16 protein-coding genes are annotated in these 20,035 nt (G+C 64.0%); 8 read left to right on the top strand and 8 right to left on the bottom strand.

Translation table 11 applies throughout. The features are described from left to right. Positions 1 to 39 precede the first annotated feature (39 nt). The 4 genes from ACM43_RS08155 (at position 40) to ACM43_RS08140 (ending at position 3,701) form a co-directional block, all read left to right on the top strand. Positions 40 to 336, top strand: coding sequence for a hypothetical protein (locus ACM43_RS08155; protein ID WP_271539555.1), 297 nt, complete (start codon positions 40 to 42; stop codon positions 334 to 336). 117 nt (positions 337 to 453) lie between these two features. After that, positions 454 to 1,755, top strand: a complete 1,302-nt coding sequence (locus ACM43_RS08150; RefSeq protein WP_271539553.1) for a serine hydrolase domain-containing protein — start codon at positions 454 to 456, stop codon at positions 1,753 to 1,755. A 143-nt stretch (positions 1,756 to 1,898) separates the two neighbouring features. After that, positions 1,899 to 2,861, top strand: coding sequence for a tetratricopeptide repeat protein (locus ACM43_RS08145; RefSeq protein WP_271539551.1), 963 nt, complete (start codon positions 1,899 to 1,901; stop codon positions 2,859 to 2,861). 426 nt (positions 2,862 to 3,287) lie between these two features. Continuing rightward, on the top strand, positions 3,288 to 3,701 hold the full coding sequence (locus ACM43_RS08140) for an SRPBCC family protein (protein WP_157283413.1): 414 nt from the start codon (positions 3,288 to 3,290) through the stop codon (positions 3,699 to 3,701). A 217-nt stretch (positions 3,702 to 3,918) separates the two neighbouring features. Here ACM43_RS08140 and ACM43_RS08135 read toward each other — a convergent pair whose 3' ends face one another. The 3 genes from ACM43_RS08135 to lepA all read right to left on the bottom strand — a co-directional run bounded on the left by ACM43_RS08135 (position 3,919) and on the right by lepA (position 8,583). Beyond that, the gene (locus ACM43_RS08135) at positions 3,919 to 4,884 is read right to left on the bottom strand and encodes an ABC transporter substrate-binding protein (protein ID WP_271539549.1); all 966 of its coding nucleotides are present in this window, start codon (positions 4,882 to 4,884) and stop codon (positions 3,919 to 3,921) included. 369 nt (positions 4,885 to 5,253) lie between these two features. After that, entirely contained in the window at positions 5,254 to 6,243 is a 990-nt protein-coding gene (locus ACM43_RS08130) for an ABC transporter substrate-binding protein (protein WP_271539547.1), read from the bottom strand. A 528-nt stretch (positions 6,244 to 6,771) separates the two neighbouring features. Continuing rightward, positions 6,772 to 8,583, bottom strand: a complete 1,812-nt coding sequence (gene lepA / locus ACM43_RS08125; protein WP_271539545.1) for a translation elongation factor 4 — start codon at positions 8,581 to 8,583, stop codon at positions 6,772 to 6,774. 113 nt (positions 8,584 to 8,696) lie between these two features. On the opposite strand from lepA, the gene ACM43_RS08120 reads away from it, so the two are divergent. Next, complete coding sequence (locus ACM43_RS08120) at positions 8,697 to 10,322, top strand: glycosyltransferase family 39 protein (protein WP_271539543.1); 1,626 nt, start codon at positions 8,697 to 8,699, stop codon at positions 10,320 to 10,322. Between the two features lie 123 nt (positions 10,323 to 10,445). Here the strand turns inward: ACM43_RS08120 and ACM43_RS08115 are convergent, their stop codons facing one another. The 5 genes from ACM43_RS08115 to ACM43_RS08095 all read right to left on the bottom strand — a co-directional run bounded on the left by ACM43_RS08115 (position 10,446) and on the right by ACM43_RS08095 (position 14,424). Next, positions 10,446 to 10,763 carry an HPr family phosphocarrier protein gene (locus tag ACM43_RS08115; RefSeq protein WP_036014186.1) on the bottom strand — a complete coding sequence of 106 codons (318 nt, stop codon included), beginning with the start codon at positions 10,761 to 10,763 and terminating at the stop codon, positions 10,446 to 10,448. Further along, complete coding sequence (locus ACM43_RS08110; RefSeq protein WP_007597752.1) at positions 10,760 to 11,161, bottom strand: PTS sugar transporter subunit IIA; 402 nt, start codon at positions 11,159 to 11,161, stop codon at positions 10,760 to 10,762. The genes ACM43_RS08115 and ACM43_RS08110 overlap by 4 nt, the downstream gene beginning before the upstream one ends. Positions 11,162 to 11,294: 133 nt before the next feature. Beyond that, positions 11,295 to 11,819, bottom strand: a complete 525-nt coding sequence (locus tag ACM43_RS08105) for an HPr kinase/phosphorylase (RefSeq protein ID WP_157283401.1) — start codon at positions 11,817 to 11,819, stop codon at positions 11,295 to 11,297. Next, positions 11,816 to 13,609: a sensor histidine kinase gene (locus tag ACM43_RS08100; RefSeq protein WP_157283400.1), complete on the bottom strand. Its 1,794-nt coding sequence runs from the start codon at positions 13,607 to 13,609 to the stop codon at positions 11,816 to 11,818. The genes ACM43_RS08105 and ACM43_RS08100 overlap by 4 nt, the downstream gene beginning before the upstream one ends. A 113-nt stretch (positions 13,610 to 13,722) precedes the next feature. After that, a complete protein-coding gene (locus ACM43_RS08095; protein WP_008542552.1) occupies positions 13,723 to 14,424 on the bottom strand; it encodes a response regulator transcription factor in 702 nt (233 codons plus the stop codon). Between the two features lie 241 nt (positions 14,425 to 14,665). On the opposite strand from ACM43_RS08095, the gene ACM43_RS08090 reads away from it, so the two are divergent. From ACM43_RS08090 to ACM43_RS08080, 3 genes are all read left to right on the top strand, one after another. Further along, positions 14,666 to 15,415: a HugZ family pyridoxamine 5'-phosphate oxidase gene (locus tag ACM43_RS08090; protein ID WP_271539539.1), complete on the top strand. Its 750-nt coding sequence runs from the start codon at positions 14,666 to 14,668 to the stop codon at positions 15,413 to 15,415. A gap of 64 nt (positions 15,416 to 15,479) precedes the next feature. Next, positions 15,480 to 18,068: a CHAT domain-containing tetratricopeptide repeat protein gene (locus ACM43_RS08085; protein WP_271539537.1), complete on the top strand. Its 2,589-nt coding sequence runs from the start codon at positions 15,480 to 15,482 to the stop codon at positions 18,066 to 18,068. Positions 18,069 to 18,354: 286 nt separating this feature from the next. Then, entirely contained in the window at positions 18,355 to 19,971 is a 1,617-nt protein-coding gene (locus tag ACM43_RS08080) for a phosphoenolpyruvate carboxykinase (protein WP_109145474.1), read from the top strand. Positions 19,972 to 20,035 lie beyond the last annotated feature (64 nt).

The raw sequence follows: 20,035 nt of genomic DNA, 5'->3' as shown, positions 1-20,035 counted from the left end.
AGGGTCGTGTCTCTGAGAGGTTTTGTTGTGGCCTGCGCTTTGGCCGCAGGCATCGCCATTGGTGCGCTGGAGAGTCACGGAATTTACGCGCAGACTAGTCGTCCGGTCTTCATGATCGAAGACAACACGGTGACAAATCCGGACGGATTCGCAAAAGAGTTCGCTCCGCTCGCCCGGGACAGCGTCAAGACTTACGGCGGGCGCCATTTGGCGGGCGCATGCGCGGCAATGATGCCGGTCAAATCCCTCATTTTGGCTTGCTCAAGGGTTTCCTCGTGCTTTGATTTTACTGATGCTGCGCAGCAAAGATGCTGGCCTATCCATGGGAGAGAGTGAAGCAGACTGTCACCCGCTGACACCATTTGCCCATGATGATAGTATGCCTCTGTTTACCGGCTAGCGATGTTGTTCTCGTGAAGCGCACACCCACCAACGTGCGGGGAGGCAAGTGCAATGAACTGGGGAGCGTCGTTTAGGCCGCGCGGGTGCCGCCGGCTTTTCCTGCCCGTCATTTTTGCCTCCGCGATCTGGTCGCCCCTGGCGTGCGCGCAGGACGTTCGAAGCGCGCCCGCCGCGCCGGGGCCGGTCTTTTCGGAGAGCGGTCCCGATGCCGGGCTCTACGGTGCGGCTGAGGGCTATCCGGTCGGCACGCGGGGAGCCGCTCCCCCGCTCGACAAGCTCGTCGGCAGCTACAGCCATTTCGGCGAGATCTATCCCTCGCGCCGGGTCGCTCGCGCGACGGCGCCCTGGCAATTCAAGCGCGCGCCGGAGCCACAGGTCACCTACAGTTTTGGCACCGAAAAGTTCGGCATCGCGGACTACCTCAAGCGCAACCCGGTGACGGGCCTCCTGATCGCCAGGGACGACACCATCCTCTACGAGCACTATCAATATGCGCGGACCGACCATCACCGCTTTGTCTCGATGTCCATGGCCAAGACGGTGGTGGCCATGCTGGTCGGGATCGCGGTCTCGGAGGGACGGATCAAGTCGATCGACGACCTCGTTTCGACCTATGTCGGCGGCCTTGCAGGCACGGAATATGGCAACACGTCCATCCGCGCCTTGTTGAACATGTCGTCGGGCGTCGAATTCTCGGAAGTCTATGACGGGAACGACGATATGGCCCGGCTTGGGCGGGCCCTGTTCGCTGGCCCGCCGAAAGATCCCGACGCCATCGTCGCGCAGTTCAACACGCGGACCGCGCCGCCAGGCACCAAATTCCACTATGCCAGCGTTGAAACGGAGATACTCGGCTTGGTCCTGCGCGCCGCCACGGGCACGCCGGTCGCCGACTATCTCCGCGATCGGATCTGGGACCCCATCGGCACCGAGGCTGATGCATCCTGGGTGATCGACGGCAGCGGGCAGGAGATCGCCTATTGCTGCTTCAACGCGACCTTGCGCGACTATGCGCGCCTGGCCCGGTTGCTCGCCCATGACGGCGCCTGGGAGGGGCGGCAGCTGATCCCCCGGCAGTGGCTGCTGGATGCCACGACCGTCAGGCCAGAGGATGGTCATCTCGCTCCGCGCGTGGCCACGCGCTATTTCGGCTACGGCTATCAGGTGTGGCTCCTTCCGGGCGAGCAGCGCCGATTTGCCCTGCTTGGCATCCGCGGTCAGGTCATCCTGGTCGATCCCGCCTCCAAGCTCGTCATGGTGCACACGGCCGTTCGCCAGAAGCCGTCCGAGCCGGGCGCGCTCCGGGAGCCGCTGGCGTTGTGGTCTGCTGTGCTTCAACAGCTCGGGCAATGATGAATTACTCACGCCTGCCAATGGCATACGGCCGCGCTGGCGCGGTCGGTCGGGTCGGAAAGCCGCGGCTGCATTGAACCTGTCCGGCTTCCGGGCGCACCAACGGCGCGTAAGTCCCAATAGCCGCGACGAGGGAAGGCGCGATGAGGACCCTGAGAAAATCGATCTGCGTTGCAGTTGCTGCGCTTGCCTTGAGCCTGTCGTTCGGCGTGCCGTCCGATGCCGACGAGGACGAGGCGGGCACGCTCGCGCGGCAGATGAAGGTGCTTTATCAGGCCGGGAAGTACATGGAAGCGCTGCCTCTGGCCCAGAAGTCGCTGGCCCTTCGCGAGAAGGAGTTCGGCCCTGATGATGCCCACGTCGCGATGCCGCTGAACGACCTTGGCACGATCCATTACAATCTCGGCCAATACGCCGTCGCCGAACCGCTGTACAAGCGCTCGCTGGCGATTCGGGAGAGGACACTCGGTCCGAATCATGCCGAAGTCGCCATGGTGCTGAACAATCTGGGCGATCTCTATCGCGCGGAAGAGCGTTACGCAGAAGCGGAGCCGCTCCTCAAGCGATCGATCGCCATCAGCGAGAAGACGGTCGGCCCCAATGATGCGTCGATCGTGATGGCGTTGAGCAACCTCGGCGCGGTCTACAGCCATCAGGGCCGGTACGATCAGGCCATACGGCTATTCGAGCGAGGCCTCGCCGTGCTGCAGAAGGAGCTCGGTCCCGACGATCCCGAAGCCACGGTGCTGATGAACAATTTGGCCGACGCCTATACCAATCGGCATCGCTATGCCGATGCCGAGCGCCTGCTGAAGCGGTCGATGGCGGTCACCGAGAAGGCGTTCGGCCCGGATCATCCCGACATCGCGCAGGCACAGAACAATCTGGCTGCGCTCTATGGGCGTCAGGGCCGTAACGCGGAGGCCGAGCGGCTGTTCAAGCGGTCGGCGGCCACTTTCGAGAAAACCCTCGGCCCCAACCATCCGGATCTCGCCGGCGTTCTGGAAAACCTCGCCGGTCTCTACAAGTATCTAGGCCGCTATGCCGATGCCGAGCAGGTCCTGAAACGGTCGACGGCCATCCGAGGGAAGACGAGGCCGATCTGAAGAGCGGCGCAGGATGGTAGTGCGACTTGTCCGCCGCAGCCCGAAGAGCGACGCTGGCGGGCAGGGCTATCGCATTAGAGAGTTTTTCCCTGCGGCCATCCTTCGAGACGCCCGCTTGAGCGGCTCCTCAGGATGAGGGCGGAGTCCGCGGCAGCAGTTTCAACAGGCACCGCCGCCAATGAGCCTCATCCTGAGGAGACGCGTCAGCGTCGTCTCGAAGGACGAGGCGTGCGCGCAGGCACACTTCGCTTTGCCCACACCACAACTTTTCCAACTTTTTTGGCACATTGACGCCGGACCATGTCGGCATGGGCCGGTCTCGATCGTCCTTGGGTCGACACGTCCCGGACGTGCTGGAAATGGACCCGGCACACGTGGCGAGATTCCGTCAATTCGAGCGTCAAAGTCGCAACTGGAGCAATGCCCATGAGGATCACTGTCGAAACCAGCGTAGCCGCCCCGATCGATCAGGTCTGGCGTGCCTATACGACGCCAGCCGACATCGTGAAGTGGAATGCCGCATCCGACGACTGGCATACGACCAGGGCGACGGTCGACCTGCGGGACGGCGGCGCCTTCTCATCGCGGATGGAGGCCAAGGATGGCAGCATGGGCTTCGACTTCGCCGGCACCTACACCAAGATTGTCGAGCACAAGCGGATCGAATATTCGTTCGGCGATCGGAAGGCCGAGGTCGAGTTCGTGCCGGGCCCGAAGGGCGTTGTCGTCCGTGTCGTCTTCGACGCCGAAACCACGCACTCTGTCGAGCAGCAGCAGGGCGGCTGGCAGGCGATCCTCGACAATTTTGCGCGATACGTCGAGGCGAAGAAGATGTCGTGAGGATTTGCCGCGAGGAGCGAAGGCGAGCACAGCTTTCGTAGGGTGGGCAAAGGTGCGCTGAGCGCCGTGCCCACCACTCTTCCCGACGGCACACAAGCGGTGGGCACGCTTCGCTTTGCCCACCCTACAAACTTCCTGTCTTGCTGATGCTGCGCAGAAGGGATGGTGGCTTACCGGGCGAGGGCAAGGCGGTTGAGTGCGGGTGAAATCCTTGAGGCTATTCGATCACTTCGTCGGCGCGGGCGACGACGGTTGCAGGCAAGTCGAGACCCAGGGCCTTGGCGATGCGCAGATTGATCCTGAGGTCGAACTTGGTGGGTCGTTCGAAAGGCAAATCTGCCGGCTTTGCGCCCCGTAGAATGCGATCAACCTGCGCAATCAAGCGGCGTGCTGCGTCCGCAAAGTCCGGTCCGAACGACATGAAACCGCCGTTCGCGACCCAGTCTGGTGAAGCAAAGATCGCGGGCTTCTTGCTCAGATTCACCAACCTGACGACTTCGGCCAGGTGGGCGCTGAGCACGACGTCCGGAACGAAAACAAGACCGTCAAATCGGGCGAGGTTGTCCGGGCTCAGGATTGTCCCGATGCTGGCGGGATCATCGATGTTGAGTGCTTCAACCTCAAAGCCGAGCTTGCGGCCGCCCTCCAGAACAGGCGTGAGACTCTGTGCACCGCTCGAAACCTTTGTCGTGACAGTCCCGAGGCGGGCGGCTTGGGGCAGGATCTCCCGCATCAGCTCGACCCGCTTCAGGGTGGTTTCCTCCGAAAAAACCGCGATGCCGGTCACGTTGCGGCCTGGATGGGCGAGGCTGTCGGCCAGTCCGGACGCGACTGGATCGACGGCAGCAAGGGTCACGATCGGAATGGTTCGCGTTGCCTTGTAGGCCGCGAGAGCGGCAGGTGTGCTGATCGCGATGATCACGTCCACCCGCCCATCCCGCACGATCTCCTGCGCGAGCGCCGGCAGCGCGTCGGCATCTCCGGCCGCGTGACGAAACTCGAGTCGAATCCGTCCCTCGACGTAACCAAGCTCAGCAAGCAGCCTTTTGGTTGCCGCCATCTGCGCGGGGATTTCGACCGGTCCCAAGTGGACGACGCGCGGTGTGGAAGACTGCTGGGCGCGTGCGATGAGCGATCCGCCGATTGCTCCCGTCATCAGCCCGATGAATGCGCGCCGTCTCATCTGACCTCGCTCGAAGCTGCCGTGCGATAGTCGACTATAGCACGCTTCAAGGCTCGTAAGCCAAAACAGTCCCGCCGATCCCACGGCTATCGCATTTGAGAGTTTTCCGTGCGGCCATCCTTCGAGACGCCCGCCTTAGGCGGGCTCCTCAGGATGAGGACGAAGCGCGCGGATGCAGTTTCAAAGGGCACAAGCGCTGACTAGCCTCATCCTGAGGAGGCGCGTAAGCGCCGTCTCGAAGGACGAGGCGTGCGCATCGGCCGCGCTACAAGTCATATGCGATAGCCCTGCCTCTGTCGGGAACGGGACGAGGTCTCGAAAAGACTGGCCGTCCGCGGGCTTGAATGCATCGACTTGAATATCAGTCGATCATTCTATCACCCCGTCCGCGTGGGCCAGCAATGCAGCTGGAACTTCGATCCCGAGTGTCTTTGCAGTCTTGAGGTTGACGAATAGTTCATACTTGGTCGGTTGCTCGACCGGCAGATCCCCGGGCTTGGCGCCCTTGAGGATTTTATCGACGTAATCAGTGGCTAGCCGGTTCAAGTCGATGATGTCCGCTCCGTAGGACAGCAGCGCACCGAGTTGAACGAATTCCTTGCCGATGGCAAACAGCGGCAGCCGATGCTCTGCGGCGAGGTCGGCGATGCGCTTGCGTGCAATGAAGAACATCGGGCTGGGAAACAGGAAGACTGCATCGGCACGCGCGCCCGCAAGCGCCGAAAACGCCTCGCCCAGCCCGTCAGGATCCTGGACGGCAATGAGTTGCAAATGAACGCCCACGGTTTTTGATGCGGACTCCGCACCGCTGATCATGCCTTGAGTTGTAGTCTTGCCGTATGCAGCCGGATGCCAGATCGCTGCTATCCGAGACGCCTTGGGCAATGCTTCCTTCAATTGCGCGAGCCGCTTGGGAACAAGCTGCGGGCCGATGAAGGTTAGTCCCGTGATGTTACCTCCTGGTCGGGCGATGCTGGCAACGAGTCCGTCTTCGACCGGGTCGCCCATAACTGGCACAACAACAGGAATTGTTTTGGTAGCTTGCTGCACTGCCCGCGCAGCAAGCGAATTCTGTGCAACGATAAGAGCAGGATTGAGACGGACGAGGTCACTCGCCAAGGCCGGGAGTTGTTCGGCCTTTGAATCGGCTGCTCGAAGCTCGACGATGATATTCTCTCCGTCGATATAACCGCGTTCGCGTAGTCCTTGATGAAAGGCAGCCATCGAAGTGCGGGTTTGCTCGATCGAGCCGGTGGTCAAAAAGCCAATATGGGGGACTTTCTTCGGCTGTTGCGCGCGAGCAAGGGGTGACCAGGCCGCCGCGGCGCCGATCAGTGCGAGAAATTCCCGTCGCTGCATGACACCTCCTCTGATTGAGGCTCAACCACAATAACGCGGGCGCCGACCCGAGCCAACAACCACTTGCCCAGCGCCCACGCAATCGTTCCGTGACGCGATGGCGCGATCAGGGTCCGTAATACGCGCGGGAACGAGACGCATCTTTCCGAGCCGATTGCGTGTGGGCCGAAGCAATGAACGTCCCCGACGCTACTGCAGAAGCCTGGCATGCTTCAGCGCCTAGCCTGCCAAGTATCTTTGCGACGCATGATATTTGCACGGACCATGAAATTGCTCCGTGCATGAATGATCGAGACTCGAGAAAATCAGATTGGACTATCGTGCCGGCTCATCCGGCCCTCTCCGATAATGCCACTATACCCCTGTTTTGCCCGACGGGTCAAATCGGATTCGCAAAAATCGAAAAAGCGCAATGCCGCCAAGGCGACGGCTACTGTGCATGGGGTTGTTTTCGCACTTTTGTTTTGCCGCCCGGAGGCCGCCTGTTTCCCGGCCCCGAAGACCGGACCGGCCCTCCCGAGCCCCGCCTCAGCTATCCACCTTCAGTGCGGCAATAAAAGCTTCCTGCGGGATGTCGACCTTGCCGAACTGCCGCATCTTCTTCTTGCCTTCCTTCTGCTTCTCCAGAAGCTTGCGCTTGCGCGTGATGTCGCCGCCGTAGCATTTCGCGGTGACGTCCTTGCGTAGCGCGCGCACCGTCTCGCGGGCGATCACCTTGCCGCCGATCGCCGCCTGGATCGGGATCTGGAACATGTGCGGCGGGATCAGCTCCTTCATCTTCTCGACCATGGCGCGGCCGCGGCCTTCCGCGCGGGTGCGGTGGACCAGCATCGAGAGCGCATCGACCGGCTCGGCATTGACCAGGATCTGCATCTTGACGAGATCGGCCGGCTTGTAGTCGGTGAGGTGATAGTCGAACGAGGCGTAGCCCTTGGAGACCGATTTGAGGCGGTCATAGAAGTCGAACACCACCTCGTTGAGCGGCAGGTCGTATTTCACCATGGCGCGGGAGCCGACGTAAGTGAGCTCCTTCTGCGCGCCGCGGCGGTCCTGGCACAGCTTCAGGACGCTGCCGAGATACTCGTCGGGCGTGAGGATCGTCGCCTCGATCCAGGGCTCGTCGATCTCGGCGATCTTGACGACGTCAGGCATGTCGACCGGATTGTGGATCTCGATCTCCTGGCCGTCGGTGAGCTTCATCTTGTAGATGACGCTCGGCGCGGTCGCGATCAGGTTGAGGTCGAACTCGCGCGACAGGCGTTCCTGAATGATCTCGAGGTGGAGAAGCCCGAGGAAGCCGCAGCGGAAGCCGAAGCCGAGCGCGGCTGACGTCTCCATTTCGAACGAGAAGCTGGCGTCGTTGAGGCGCAACTTGCCCATCGCGGCGCGCAACGTCTCGAAATCGTCGGCGTCGACCGGGAACAGCCCGCAGAACACCACCGGGATCGCCGGCTTGAAGCCCGGCAGCATCTCGGCGACCGGCTTCCTGTCGTCGGTGATGGTGTCGCCGACGCGGGTGTCGGCGACCTCCTTGATCGCGGCGGTGATGAAGCCGATCTCGCCGGGGCCGAGCTCCTCGACCTGCTGCATCTTCGGCGTGAAGAAGCCGACGCGCTCGACGTCATAGGCCGCGCCCGTGCCCATCATGCGCACGCGCTGGCCCTTCTTCATCGTGCCGTCGACGATGCGCACCAGCACGACGACGCCGAGATAGACGTCGTACCAGCTGTCGACCAAGAGCGCCTTCAGCGTGGCGTCGCGATCGCCCTTCGGCGGCGGCAGGCGGGTGACGATGGCTTCCAGCACGTCGGGGATGCCGAGGCCGGTCTTGGCCGAGATCATCACCGCGTCGGAGGCGTCGATGCCGATGACGTCCTCGATCTGCTGCTTGACCTTCTCGGGCTCGGCCGCGGGCAGGTCGACCTTGTTCAGGACCGGGACGATCTCGTGATTGTTGTCGAGCGCCTGGTAGACGTTGGCGAGCGTCTGCGCCTCGACGCCCTGGCTGGCGTCGACCACGAGCAGGGAACCTTCGCACGCCGCCAGCGACCGCGAGACCTCGTAGGCGAAGTCGACATGGCCGGGCGTGTCCATCAGGTTGAAGATGTAGTCCTTGCCGTCCTTGGCGCGGTAGGCGAGGCGCACCGTCTGCGCCTTGATGGTGATGCCGCGCTCGCGCTCGATGTCCATGGAATCGAGCACCTGCTCCTTGCCCGCCATCTCGCGGTCGGAGAGGCCGCCGGTCATCTGGATCAGGCGGTCGGCCAGCGTCGATTTGCCATGGTCGATATGGGCGACGATGGAGAAATTGCGGATGTTGGAAATGGGGGCGGTCGTCATGGGCGCGGGATACCACTCACATCCCCGTGCGGCAACCATATTGCTGTATTTTCAGGGCCTTTGTTCACGCCAAGCTGATTCCATGAGGGGCCAAAACGCGCTACGCAACGGCCATGTCCACGACCTCTCTTCCCACTGCCGGAGCGCGGGCAAAGACCCGCTTGAGTTACAACCGCTTCCGGGCCTTCCTGGTCGCCTGTGCGATCCGCCCCGAGGCGCGCCTGTGGCTGGTGATCCAATTCGCTCTCCTGCATGCGGTGCTCTGGACCTTCATCCTGATCAATCTGAAGGCGGCGCAGGACGTTCACATGGACGTCGCAGAAGCCTGGGGCTGGGGACAGAAATTCCTCTGGGGCTATGGCAAGCACCCACCGCTGTCGGGCTGGGTGGCCGGCCTCTGGTTCAAGGCGCTCCCGGCGGCGGACTGGGCGACCTATGCGCTGGCGATGACGACGGTGAGCGTCGGCATGGTGCTCTGCTGGCTGATCGCCTTGCGCGTGGTGGATGCGCGCCGCGCGTTCCTGGTCGTGGTGATGATCGCGCTGTACCCGATCTTCAATTTCAAGGGGTTCAAGTACAATCCGGACCTGCTGCAGCTCGTCACGCTGCCGCTCCTGGTGCTCGCTTATCTCAACGCCTTCGAGAAGCGGAGCTGGCAATCCGGAATCCTGCTCGGGCTTGCCGGCGCGTTGGCGCTGATGACCAAATATTGGGTGCTGACCATGATCGGCGCGATCGGCCTCGCCGCGCTGATCCATCCCGAGCGGTTGCGTTTCCTGTCATCGCCCGCGCCGTGGGTCGCGATTGCCACCTTGGTCGCGGCGATGATCCCGCACCTCGTCTGGCTGGCGGATGCGCATTTCGTGCCGCTGACCTATGCCGGCGACACCTACAGCCTCCAGGACAAGGCCCAGCTGCATCAGCTGGTCGCGGGCTATGTGCTGCACAACTTCGCGCTGCTGGCATTGCCGGTGGCGCTCGCGGCGCTGGCCATGGCGCTGGTGCCGCCATGGGTCAAATTGCTGCTGCGTGCGCCGTTGCGCATCGTCACGCGCGCCTGGGCGCGTGGCGCCAATGCAGGGATCAATGTCTCGCAGGCGCTGAATGTCTGGATCGTCCAGGTCATCGTCGCAGTCGGCCCGCCGCTCGGCGCGCTCGCCTTCAGCATCTACATGAAGACGGATTGGGGCATCTCGCTGTTCTTCTTGGTGCCGCTCGCACTGGTCGCGATTCCGACGCTGCGCGTGCAGAGCGCCGCGCTGTTCAACATCGCCGCGATCTGGCTCGTGCTCAGCGCCGCGACGCTCGCCGCTTCGCCCCGGATCGCCGCGCGCGAGATGGAGGCCAATGCCGGCAACGCACAGATCTATGGCGCGCGCTCGGAGCTCGCGCGCGAATTGACCCAGGCCTGGCACAGCCGCTTCGGCTCGCGCTGGGCCGTCGTTGCCGGCACGATGGAGCAGATCCAGCCGCTGGTGTTCTACAGCCCGGATCATCCGTCCGCGCTGCTACCGTTGGAGGCTTGGGATTCCGGACTGACCTCGCGCGACGACGCCAGGAAGCACGGCTTCATCGGCGTGTTCGATCCGACCGACGGCCGCCTGCCCGCATTCGAGAAATGGGTGTCGGAGGTTGCGCCCAACGCCGAGCGCATCGTGATGACAACGCGCCGCTTCACCAACGGCAAAGCCGGCCCGTCGATGAGCTGGAACATCTACTTCGCGCCGCCGGGGAAGTAGCCGAGCTGCCGTAGGGTGGGCAAAGGCGCGAAGCGCCGTGCCCACCATCTCTCGGCAAGCGCGACAGACTTGGTGGGCACGCTTCGCTTTGCCCACCCTACGGCAGCTTCATTGACGAAGCCCCTAAACCCCTTCCTCGTTGAACTTGCTCTCAACGAGCTCCGTGATCGCCGCGAGCGCGGCTTCGGCGTCGGTTCCTGCCGCCGCCACCGTGATCGTCGTGCCGGGACCCGCGGCGAGCATCATCAAGCCCATGATCGAGGTGCCGCCGACGGTCTCGCCGCCGCGCGTCACCCACACCTGCGCATCGAAGCGCTCGACGGCCTGGACGAATTTCGCCGAGGCGCGCGCATGCAGGCCGCGCTTGTTGATGATCAGGAGATCCTTGGAGATCGCGCCCGCGGGCACGCCGGTCGCGGCTTGTGGCGCCTCCTCGCTCATTTGCCGGCGAGCACCCGGCTGGCGATGGTGACGTATTTGCGGCCAGCTTCCTGCGCCATCGCGATCGCGTCGGGCAGCGGTCGCTCCTCGCGCACCTTGGCAAGCTTCACCAGCATGGGCAGGTTGATGCCCGCGAGCACCTCGACCTTGGGCCGGCTCATGCAGGATATTGCCAGGTTCGACGGCGTGCCGCCGAACATGTCGGTGAGGATCGCAACGCCGTCGCCGGAATCGACGCGGTTGACCGCCTCGATGATGTCGCTTCGGCAGAGATCGGAATCATCTTCGGCGCCGATCGTGATCGCTTCGATTTGCTTTTGTGGGCCCATGACATGCTCAAGCGCTGCCTTGAATTCGTCGGCAAGGCGCCCGTGGGTCACAAGTACTAGACCAATCATCGGAAAACTCCTCGCGGGCGCTTTTGGTGCACCGCACGAACGCGCCACTTTGACCATCCAGAGCCCCCGCGCAAGAGGGGATGTTGCGTATCTCCCTGAATCTAGACGGATGGATGAGGGGAGCTGCGCCGGTCTATTCGGTCGCGATAGTGGGGTTCATATGGTTACCATTTCCCTTCAAACAATCGCCTGAAGGGTTAACCGAAGATGAACTCTTGGTAGTGGTCAAGGCCGCAACAACCAGGGGAAGGGGCGAATAGTCGCGGGCAACAGGGATTCGCGGTATTTCGACACCAAAAATGCTGGTTTTCAGGGCTTCGGCCGGCGGCAGGCGCTCCGCATCGGCTGCAGCCAGATCGACCACGAGACTGACGGTCGCATGCTCCACGAAGTCGCAGCGGCGGATTCCGAGGCCCCGGATCTCGATCAGGCCCGCCAGGCGAGGCGCGGGGCGGACCTCAATTTCGTGGCCGAGTGTCGCCAGATGGACACGGTCGTCACCGACCAGAACGGCCCTTTCCACGATGCCCGAGCGCCCCGCCATGATCAGATCGAAGGCAAGCCGCGACTTGCCGGACCCCGAGGGCCCGCGGATCAGCACGGCGTAAGGCCCGACCTTGACGGCAGAGGCGTGAACGCTGGGCCCGCCTTCGTTCATAGCGCCGGCAGCCTGACCACGAAGCGCGCACCGGCAATTGTCGGAGTGCCGTCGGCGTCCGGCCGGCCAGGGCGGTTCTCCGCCCAGATCCGTCCGCCATGGGCGTCGACGATCTGCTTGGAGATCGAAAGGCCGAGGCCGGAGTTCTGGCCAAAGCCCTGATGCGGGCGGTCGGTGTAGAAGCGCTCGAAGATGCGCTCGAGCGCGTCCTCGCGAATGCCGGGCCCGTCGTCGTCGACCACGATCTCGATCTCCGAGCGGACGCGGCGGCAGGTGAGGCGCACCTTGCTGCCGCGTTCGGAGAAGGATTGCGCGTTGGAGAGCAGGTTGGAGACCACCTGTCCGAGCCGGGAATCGTGGCCGCTCACGGCGAATGTGTCGGTCGGGCCGCGGCCCTCGAAGCGCGTTTCGACCGCGACGTCGTGGCCGAGCTTGGTTTCGTTGGCGACGGAGGTCAGCGTCGTCAGCAGCCGGCGCAAATCGACCGGGATCGCATCCTGGCGCTGCAGCTCGGCATCGAGGCGGCTGGCGTCGGAGATGTCGGAGATCAGCCGGTCGAGCCGCTTGACGTCGTGCTCGATCACCTCGAGCAGGCGGGCGCGGCTGTTCTCGTTGCGCGCCAGCGGCAGCGTCTCGACCGCCGAGCGCAGCGAGGTCAGCGGGTTCTTCAATTCATGGGCAACGTCGGCAGCGAACATCTCGATCGCCTCGATGCGGCTGTAGAGCGCGCTGGTCATGTCGCGCAGCGCGCCGGAGAGGTGGCCGATCTCGTCGCGGCGGCGGGTGAAATCGGGAATCTCGATGCGGGCCTTGATGCGGCGGCGGACCCGTTCGGCGCTGTCGGCGAGCCGGCGCACTGGACCTGCGATCGTGCTCGCCAGCAGCAGTGACAGCATGATCATGACGGCGGCGGCGACGCCGCCGACCTTCAGGATGGCGAGGCGCTCGGCGGTGACCATCTGGTCGATGTCGTCGCCCTGCGTCGACAGCATCAAGGCGCCGTGGATGGCGCGCGAGCGCAGCACGGGGACCGCGACCGAGACGATCACCTCGCCGCGTGCGTTGACCCGCACCATCGAGCGTTTCTGGCCCTGGAGGGCGTCGCCCACTTCGGCATAGCCATTGCCGTTCTCGGGCCCGAGTTCGCGATAGAGCGGCAGGTCGCCGCGGTTCAGCCAGGTCCGCACCGCGACCTTGCCGCGCTCGATGATGCCGGGTTGCTCGGCCGGCGGCGGCAGAGGAAAGCGCAGCACGTTTTCCAGGTTGCGGCTGTCGAGCAGCAGGCTGCCGTTCGGATCGTAGATGCGGGCGCGCGTCTTGGTTGGCGAGATCAAGGTGCGCAGCACCGGCGCGACGCGCTCCGGATTGATCGGGAAGTCCAGCGGCGAATACTCGTCCGAGCCGCCATAGGTCTCGCCCGGCTTGAGGTCGAGCAGCCGGTCGGGATCGATGGTGATGGCGTTGGTCTGCACCGTGGCAGAGGCCGCGATCGCGCCGGCGATGATCTCGGCCTGGACCAGGAGGCTCTGGGCGCGGGCATCGATCAGGCCGGCACGGAATTGCGACAGGTACAGGATGCTCGCCACCAGCGCGACGAGGCCGGCGAGGTTGAGCGAGACGATGCGGCGGGTCAGGCTCGAGAAGGACAGCGCGAAGAAGAACTGCCCGGCGCGTTTCAGCCAGTTCAGCGGCCGGAAGCCCTGCGGCTTGTCGTCGGCAACGTGCTCCTGAACGCCGTCGGATGCGATCCCGGCGCTCTGGTTAGGGTCAGGCTGCGTTCGGTCAAGCAATGCTTACGCCCGCGTTAGGACGGCCCGTGCGAAGGTCCCCGCATCCTAGAGCGATCCTCGTCCCGATGGAACGAGAACCGGAGATGCTCTCGATCGCCGTAGAGGGGGCGCCCTCAGGCTTCCTTGAAACGGTAGCCGACGCCGTAGAGCGTCTCGATCATCTCGAACTCGTTGTCGACCACCTTGAACTTCTTGCGCAGCCGCTTGATGTGGCTGTCGATGGTGCGGTCGTCGACATAGACCTGGTCGTCATAGGCGGCGTCCATCAGCGCGTTGCGGCTCTTCACCACGCCGGGCCGGGTCGCGAGCGCCTGCAGGATGAGGAATTCGGTCACGGTGAGCGTCACCGGCTCGTTCTTCCAGGTGCAGGTATGGCGCTCGGGGTCCATGCGCAGCAGACCGCGGTCGAGCGCCTTGGCGTCGTTCTCCTTCGGCGCGACGGTCGGATCCTTCGGCGCCGAGCGCCGCAGCACCGCCTTGACGCGCTCGACCAGCAGACGCTGCGAGAACGGTTTGCGGATGAAGTCGTCGGCGCCCATCTTGAGGCCGAACAGTTCGTCGATCTCCTCGTCCTTGGAGGTGAGGAAGATCACCGGCAGGTCTGACTTCTGCCTGAGACGGCGCAGCGTCTCCATGCCGTCCATGCGCGGCATCTTGATGTCGAGGATAGCGAGATCGGGCTGGGTGGTGCGGAAACCGTCGAGCGCGGAGGCGCCGTCGGTGTAGGTCATGATACGGTAGCCTTCGGCTTCCAGCGCGATCGAGACGGATGTGAGAATGTTGCGGTCGTCGTCGACCAAAGCGATTGTGGGCATGAGCCTCTCTGCTTTCTGCTTTCCGTTTGGGTCGTGGCTTGAAACGGCGAGCGATCAGTGATGCGCCGCATACATGGGTGCCGAAGTGGCGTTCGAACCGTGTCACCGAGCAATGCAAGCTGGGCTGAAGTGTGACCAAGTTCCACGAAACACGGCAGATTCGCCGCATCTCGACCCATAACCGGGCCCCCGTTTACCTGAAAAAAGGCCCTCCTTGCAACCACCTGAGCCGAGAAAGCCGATGCAACCGACCCCCGATCTCGACCCCGCAAAGCTCGCCAAATCGCTGCTGAGGCGGTCCCGGCAGGGGGCTCTGGCGACGCTGATGGCCGGTAGCGGCGATCCCTATTGTTCCCTGGTCAATCTCGCCAGCCATCCCGACGGCTCGCCGATCCTGCTGATCTCGCGCCTTGCCGTGCACACCAAGAACGTCCTCGCGGATTCCAGGGTCTCGCTGATGCTGGACGAGCGCGCGGCCGGCGATCCCCTGGAAGGCGCCCGAATCATGCTCTCCGGCCGGGCCGGGGAGGCCAATTCCGACAAGGATATGCTCCAGCGACGGTATCTGAGTGCCCATCCTTCGGCAGAAGGCTTTGTTTCCTTTAAGGATTTCTCCTTCTTCCGGATCCGGCCCACGGGAACCCATCTGGTCGCCGGCTTCGGCCGGATCGTCGACCTCAAGCCGGAGCAATTCCTGACGGACCTCACCGGCGCCGAGGACCTGCTGGCGGCGGAGGCAAGCGCCGTCGAGCACATGAACGCCGACCATCGCGACGCCCTCAATCTTTATGCCACGAAGCTGCTCGGCGCCGCCGAGGGCGACTGGCGCTGTACCGGCTGTGATCCTGAAGGCCTCGACATGCAGGTCGGCCAGGCCACGCTGCGACTGGACTTCCCGGAGCGGGTGACGGATGGCACGGCGCTTCGCAAGATGCTGGTCCGTCTCGCTGGCGAAGCGCGAACGAAGGTGGACCAGGGCGCAACCGCTTGAACGCGGCTACCGATCGCCGCGACCCATGACCGTGATGGTTTTCGGGCTCGCAGCGAGAGGGGTCATGACGCGTCAACGTTTGGCATGGACGGCGGCTCTCGCGATCGCCATCACCACCTTGCTCGCCACGCCAGCCCTTGCGCAGAAAGGTCTCGCCGCGGAGAGCGCGCGGCTCAACGCGCTCATCGGTGCCGGAAAATATTCGGAAGCGCTGCCGTTGGCGCAGGCGATGGTCGCCAGCCTGGAGAAGGACAACGGCCGCGATCTCTCGGGCGCGTTGAACAATCTCGGCCAGGTCCATGCCGGTCAGGGACGGGACGATCTGGCTGAGCCGCTCTACAAGCGTGCGATCGCACTCATGGAAAAATCGCTCGGCTCCGACAACGCCCTGGTTGCGGCCGAGTTGACCAACCTTGCCGCGCTCTATCAGCGGCAGGGTCGCTTCGCAGAGGCCGAGCCGCTGTTCAAGCGTGCACTTGCCGTGCGCGAGAAGGCGCTGCCGCGCGAGCATCCCGACGTCGGTCAATCCCTCAACAATATCGCCACGCTCTACGCCAAGCAGCAGCGTCCGGCCGATGCCGAGCCACTGTTCCGCCGTGCGCTCGCGATCTATCAGAAGGCTGCCGGTCCCGAGCATCCCGCGGTCGCCACGGTCCTGAACAACATCGGACAGGTCGAGCGCGACCTTAATCGCGACGCCGATGCCGAAGCGCCGATCAAGCGCTCGCTCGCGATCCGTGAAAAGGTGCTGGGGCCTGAACACCCCGACGTCCCGCGCTCGCTCAACAACCTCGCCGGGCTGTATCAGCACCAGCAACGCTATGCCGATGCCGAGCCGCTGTATCGCCGCGCGCTGGCGATCCGCGAGCGTGCGCTCGGGCCTGATCACCCTGATGTCGCGACCTCGACGAGCAATCTCGCCGATTTTCTGCAGGCGACGGGACGGACGGCGGACGCCTTGCCGTTGGCGCAGAAGACGCTCGCGGCCAATCGTGCGCAGCTGCGCGTCGTGCTGCCGATCCTGTTCGCGGCACGGCAGCAATCGCTGCTGGCGAGCGAGAAGGCGCTCGACGATGCGCTCGCTGCGATCCAGCGCGGCACGCAATCCTCTGCCGCTTCTGCCGTGAACAAGCTCGCGGTGCGGCTCGCCGCCGGCAGCGACCGGCTCGCCGAGCTCGTGCGCAAGGATCAGGATCTCGCGGCCGAGTCCGAAGCGCTCGACAAGGCGATCATCGCTGCAGTGTCGAAGCCATCGGCGCAGCGCGACGTCGCGGCCGAGCAGCGCAGCCGCGTGCGGATCGCGGCGATCGCGGGCGAGCGCAACGGATTGCAGAAGACGCTCGCCGTCGAGTTTCCCGACTATTCCTCGCTGTCCAACCCGCTGCCGCTGACCATCAAGGACATCCAGCCGCTGCTGGCGTCCGACGAGGCGATGGTGGTCTATTCCGTCGTCGACAGGCGGAGCTATGTCGTCGCGATCACGCGCGAGAGCGTCGACTGGAAGGAGATTCCGCTCGGAGCGGACGCGGTCGCACAGAAGGTCACGGCTTTCCGCAGGGGGCTCGATGTTGGCAAGGCGCGCGATGCATCCGGCAAATCGGGATTGTTCGACCTCGGTCTTGCCAACGAGCTCTATGTCGCACTGCTCGGCCCGGTTGAGGCGCTGACCAGGGACAAGCGCAACCTGCTGGTCGTGCCGTCGGCGGCATTGACCGCATTGCCGTTTCATCTGCTGGTCACGGAGAGGCCGCAGGCTGCAATCCCGGACCGGCTCGAGGGCTATCGCAGCGCTGCCTGGCTGCTGCGGCGACAGGCCGTCTCGGTGCTGCCGTCGGTGATCAGCCTGAAATCGCTGCGCGCTTTCGCCCGCAGGGATCAAAGCGTCAAGCCGATGACCGGTTTCGGCGATCCCGTGTTCAACCCTGCAGCCGAAGGGCCCGCCGACCGGCGCGCCGCGAACGGCAAGGTCGCGGCACGCAGCATCGCGACGATGGCCTATGCCGACTTCTGGCGCGGCGCGGGCGTGGATCGTGCGCGGCTGGCCCAGGCGCTGCCGCAGCTGCCCGATACCGCCGACGAATTGAACGCGGTGGCGAGGGACGTCGGCGCTGCCGAGGCTGACATCCATCTCGGCCGCGACGCCAGCGAAACGACGCTCAAGCGTGCAGCGCTTGCCCAATACGGCATCATCTACTTTGCCACCCACGGCCTTGTCGCCGGCGACGTCAAGGGATTGGGGGAGCCCTCGCTGGCGCTCTCCATCCCCGACCAGCCGACGGAGCTCGACGATGGACTTCTCACCGCGAGCGAAGTGGCCCAGCTCAAGCTCAATGCCGATTGGGTTGTGCTGTCCGCCTGCAACACCATCGCGGGCGACAAGCCCGGTGCGGAGGCGTTGTCGGGATTGGCGCGCTCGTTCTTCTACGCAGGTGCTCGCGCGCTCCTGGTGTCCCATTGGGCCGTGGATTCGGAGGCTGCGACCCGCTTGACCACGTCGACGTTCGAGCTGCTGAAGAACGAGCCAAAGCTCGGCCGCGCCGAAGCCTTGCGCCGCGCGATGTTAGCCTATCTCGACGACGCCTCGTCGCCGCGCAACGCCTATCCCGCGATGTGGGGACCGTTCGCGTTGATCGGCGAGGGCGAGGTAAGATAGGGGTGTTGACGCAGTGATTGTGCGCCGCAATAACCAGACATAACGCGCAGATGTGCATTTGGTTGCGCGATCATCCGCACTTTCTCGATGCGGCCTTTCAGAGCTGACATGCGCGACGTTTGGCGCGGTCCTTGAATAAACCAAATCCTGCGGGATCAGCTTGGCAACGCCAGCGTTCATCAGTATTAGGTCGTTCAGCCGAGGCCGAACGGCCCATATTCACGGTGATCGCGACGGCGCCAAACTTGGCCGCGCTTGATGTCGCGGGTTCTAGGAGGATTTCTTCGTGCAAGAGACGGGCGTGCGCAACGGTGCCTTCGGCGCCGACAAATTCGGCTTAAAGAATCTCAAGCAGGTTCACTGGAACCTGGGTGCGCCGCAACTCTATCAATACTCGCTCGCAGCGGGTGAGGCAGTGCTCTCCGCCGATGGCGCACTCTGCGCCGACACCGGCGAGTTCACCGGGCGCAGTCCGAAGGACAAGTTCACGGTGCGCGACGCCACCACCGACAAGAAGATGTGGTGGGCCGGCAACCAGTCGATCACCGCAGAGCAATTCGAGACGCTCTACCAGGACTTCCTCAAGCACGCCGAAGGCAAGCGCCTGTTCGCGCAGGACCTCTATGGCGGCGCCGACCCGGCCTACCGGATCAAGACGCGCGTCTTCACCGAGCTCGCCTGGCACTCGCTGTTCATCCGCACGCTGCTGATCCGCCCCGAGGCGATCGAGCTGCCGACCTTCGTGCCGGAGCTCACCATCATCGACATGCCGAGTTTCCGCGCCGATCCTAAACGCCATGGCTGCCGCTCGGAGAACGTGGTCGCGATCGATTTCGCCCGCAAGATCGTCCTGATCGGCGGGTCTTATTATGCCGGCGAGATGAAGAAGTCGGTCTTCACGACGCTGAATTATTATCTGCCCGAGCGCGGCGTGATGCCGATGCACTGCTCGGCGAATGTCGGCGCCAAGGGCGACACCGCGATCTTCTTCGGCCTGTCGGGCACCGGCAAGACGACGCTATCGGCCGATCCCAACCGCACCCTGATCGGCGACGACGAGCACGGCTGGGGCCCGAACGGCGTCTTCAATTTCGAAGGCGGCTGCTACGCCAAGTGCATCAAGCTGTCGCAGGAAGCCGAACCTGAGATCTATGCCGCCTCGACTCGCTTCGGCGCGGTGCTCGAGAACTGCGTGCTCGATGAGGACACCCGCGTCGTCGATTTCGACGACGGCTCCAAGACCGAGAACACGCGTTCGGCCTATCCGCTCGACTTCATCCCGAACGCTTCGCGCACCGGCCGCGCGCCGCAGCCGAAGAACGTGGTGATGCTGGCCGCCGACGCCTTCGGCGTGCTGCCGCCGATCGCCAAGCTCTCCCCGGCGCAGGCGATGTATCACTTCCTGTCCGGCTACACCGCCAAGGTCGCCGGCACCGAGCGCGGTCTCGGCAACGAGCCGCAGCCGGAATTCTCGACCTGCTTCGGCTCGCCCTTCCTTCCCCTCGATCCATCCGTCTACGGCAACATGCTCCGCGACCTCATTGCCCAGCACAATGTCGATTGCTGGCTGGTCAACACGGGCTGGACCGGCGGCAAGTATGGCGTCGGCAGCCGCATGCCGATCAAGGTGACGCGCGCGCTGCTCACCGCGGCGCTCGACGGCTCGCTGCGCAACGTCGAATTCCGCACCGACAAATATTTCGGCTTCGCGGTCCCGACCGCGCTGCCGGGCGTGCCGGCCGAGATCCTCAACCCGGTCAACACCTGGAAGGACAAGGACGAGTTCGACAAGACCGCCCGCGCGCTGGTCGGCATGTTCCAGAAGAATTTTGCCAAGTTCGAAGCCCAGGTGGATGCAGAAGTGCGCGCAGCAGCTCCGGACGTGAAGCTCGCGGCGGAGTAAACGCTCTATCTTGACGCAAAAGGGCGGCCGAGAGGCCGCCCTTTTTTTGGCGCCATATCTCTGC

The sequence above is a fragment of the Bradyrhizobium sp. CCBAU 45321 genome (genome assembly GCF_028128975.1).
GTDB lineage: Bacteria > Pseudomonadota > Alphaproteobacteria > Rhizobiales > Xanthobacteraceae > Bradyrhizobium > Bradyrhizobium yuanmingense.
This window is presented reverse-complemented; position numbering and strand designations above follow the sequence as displayed.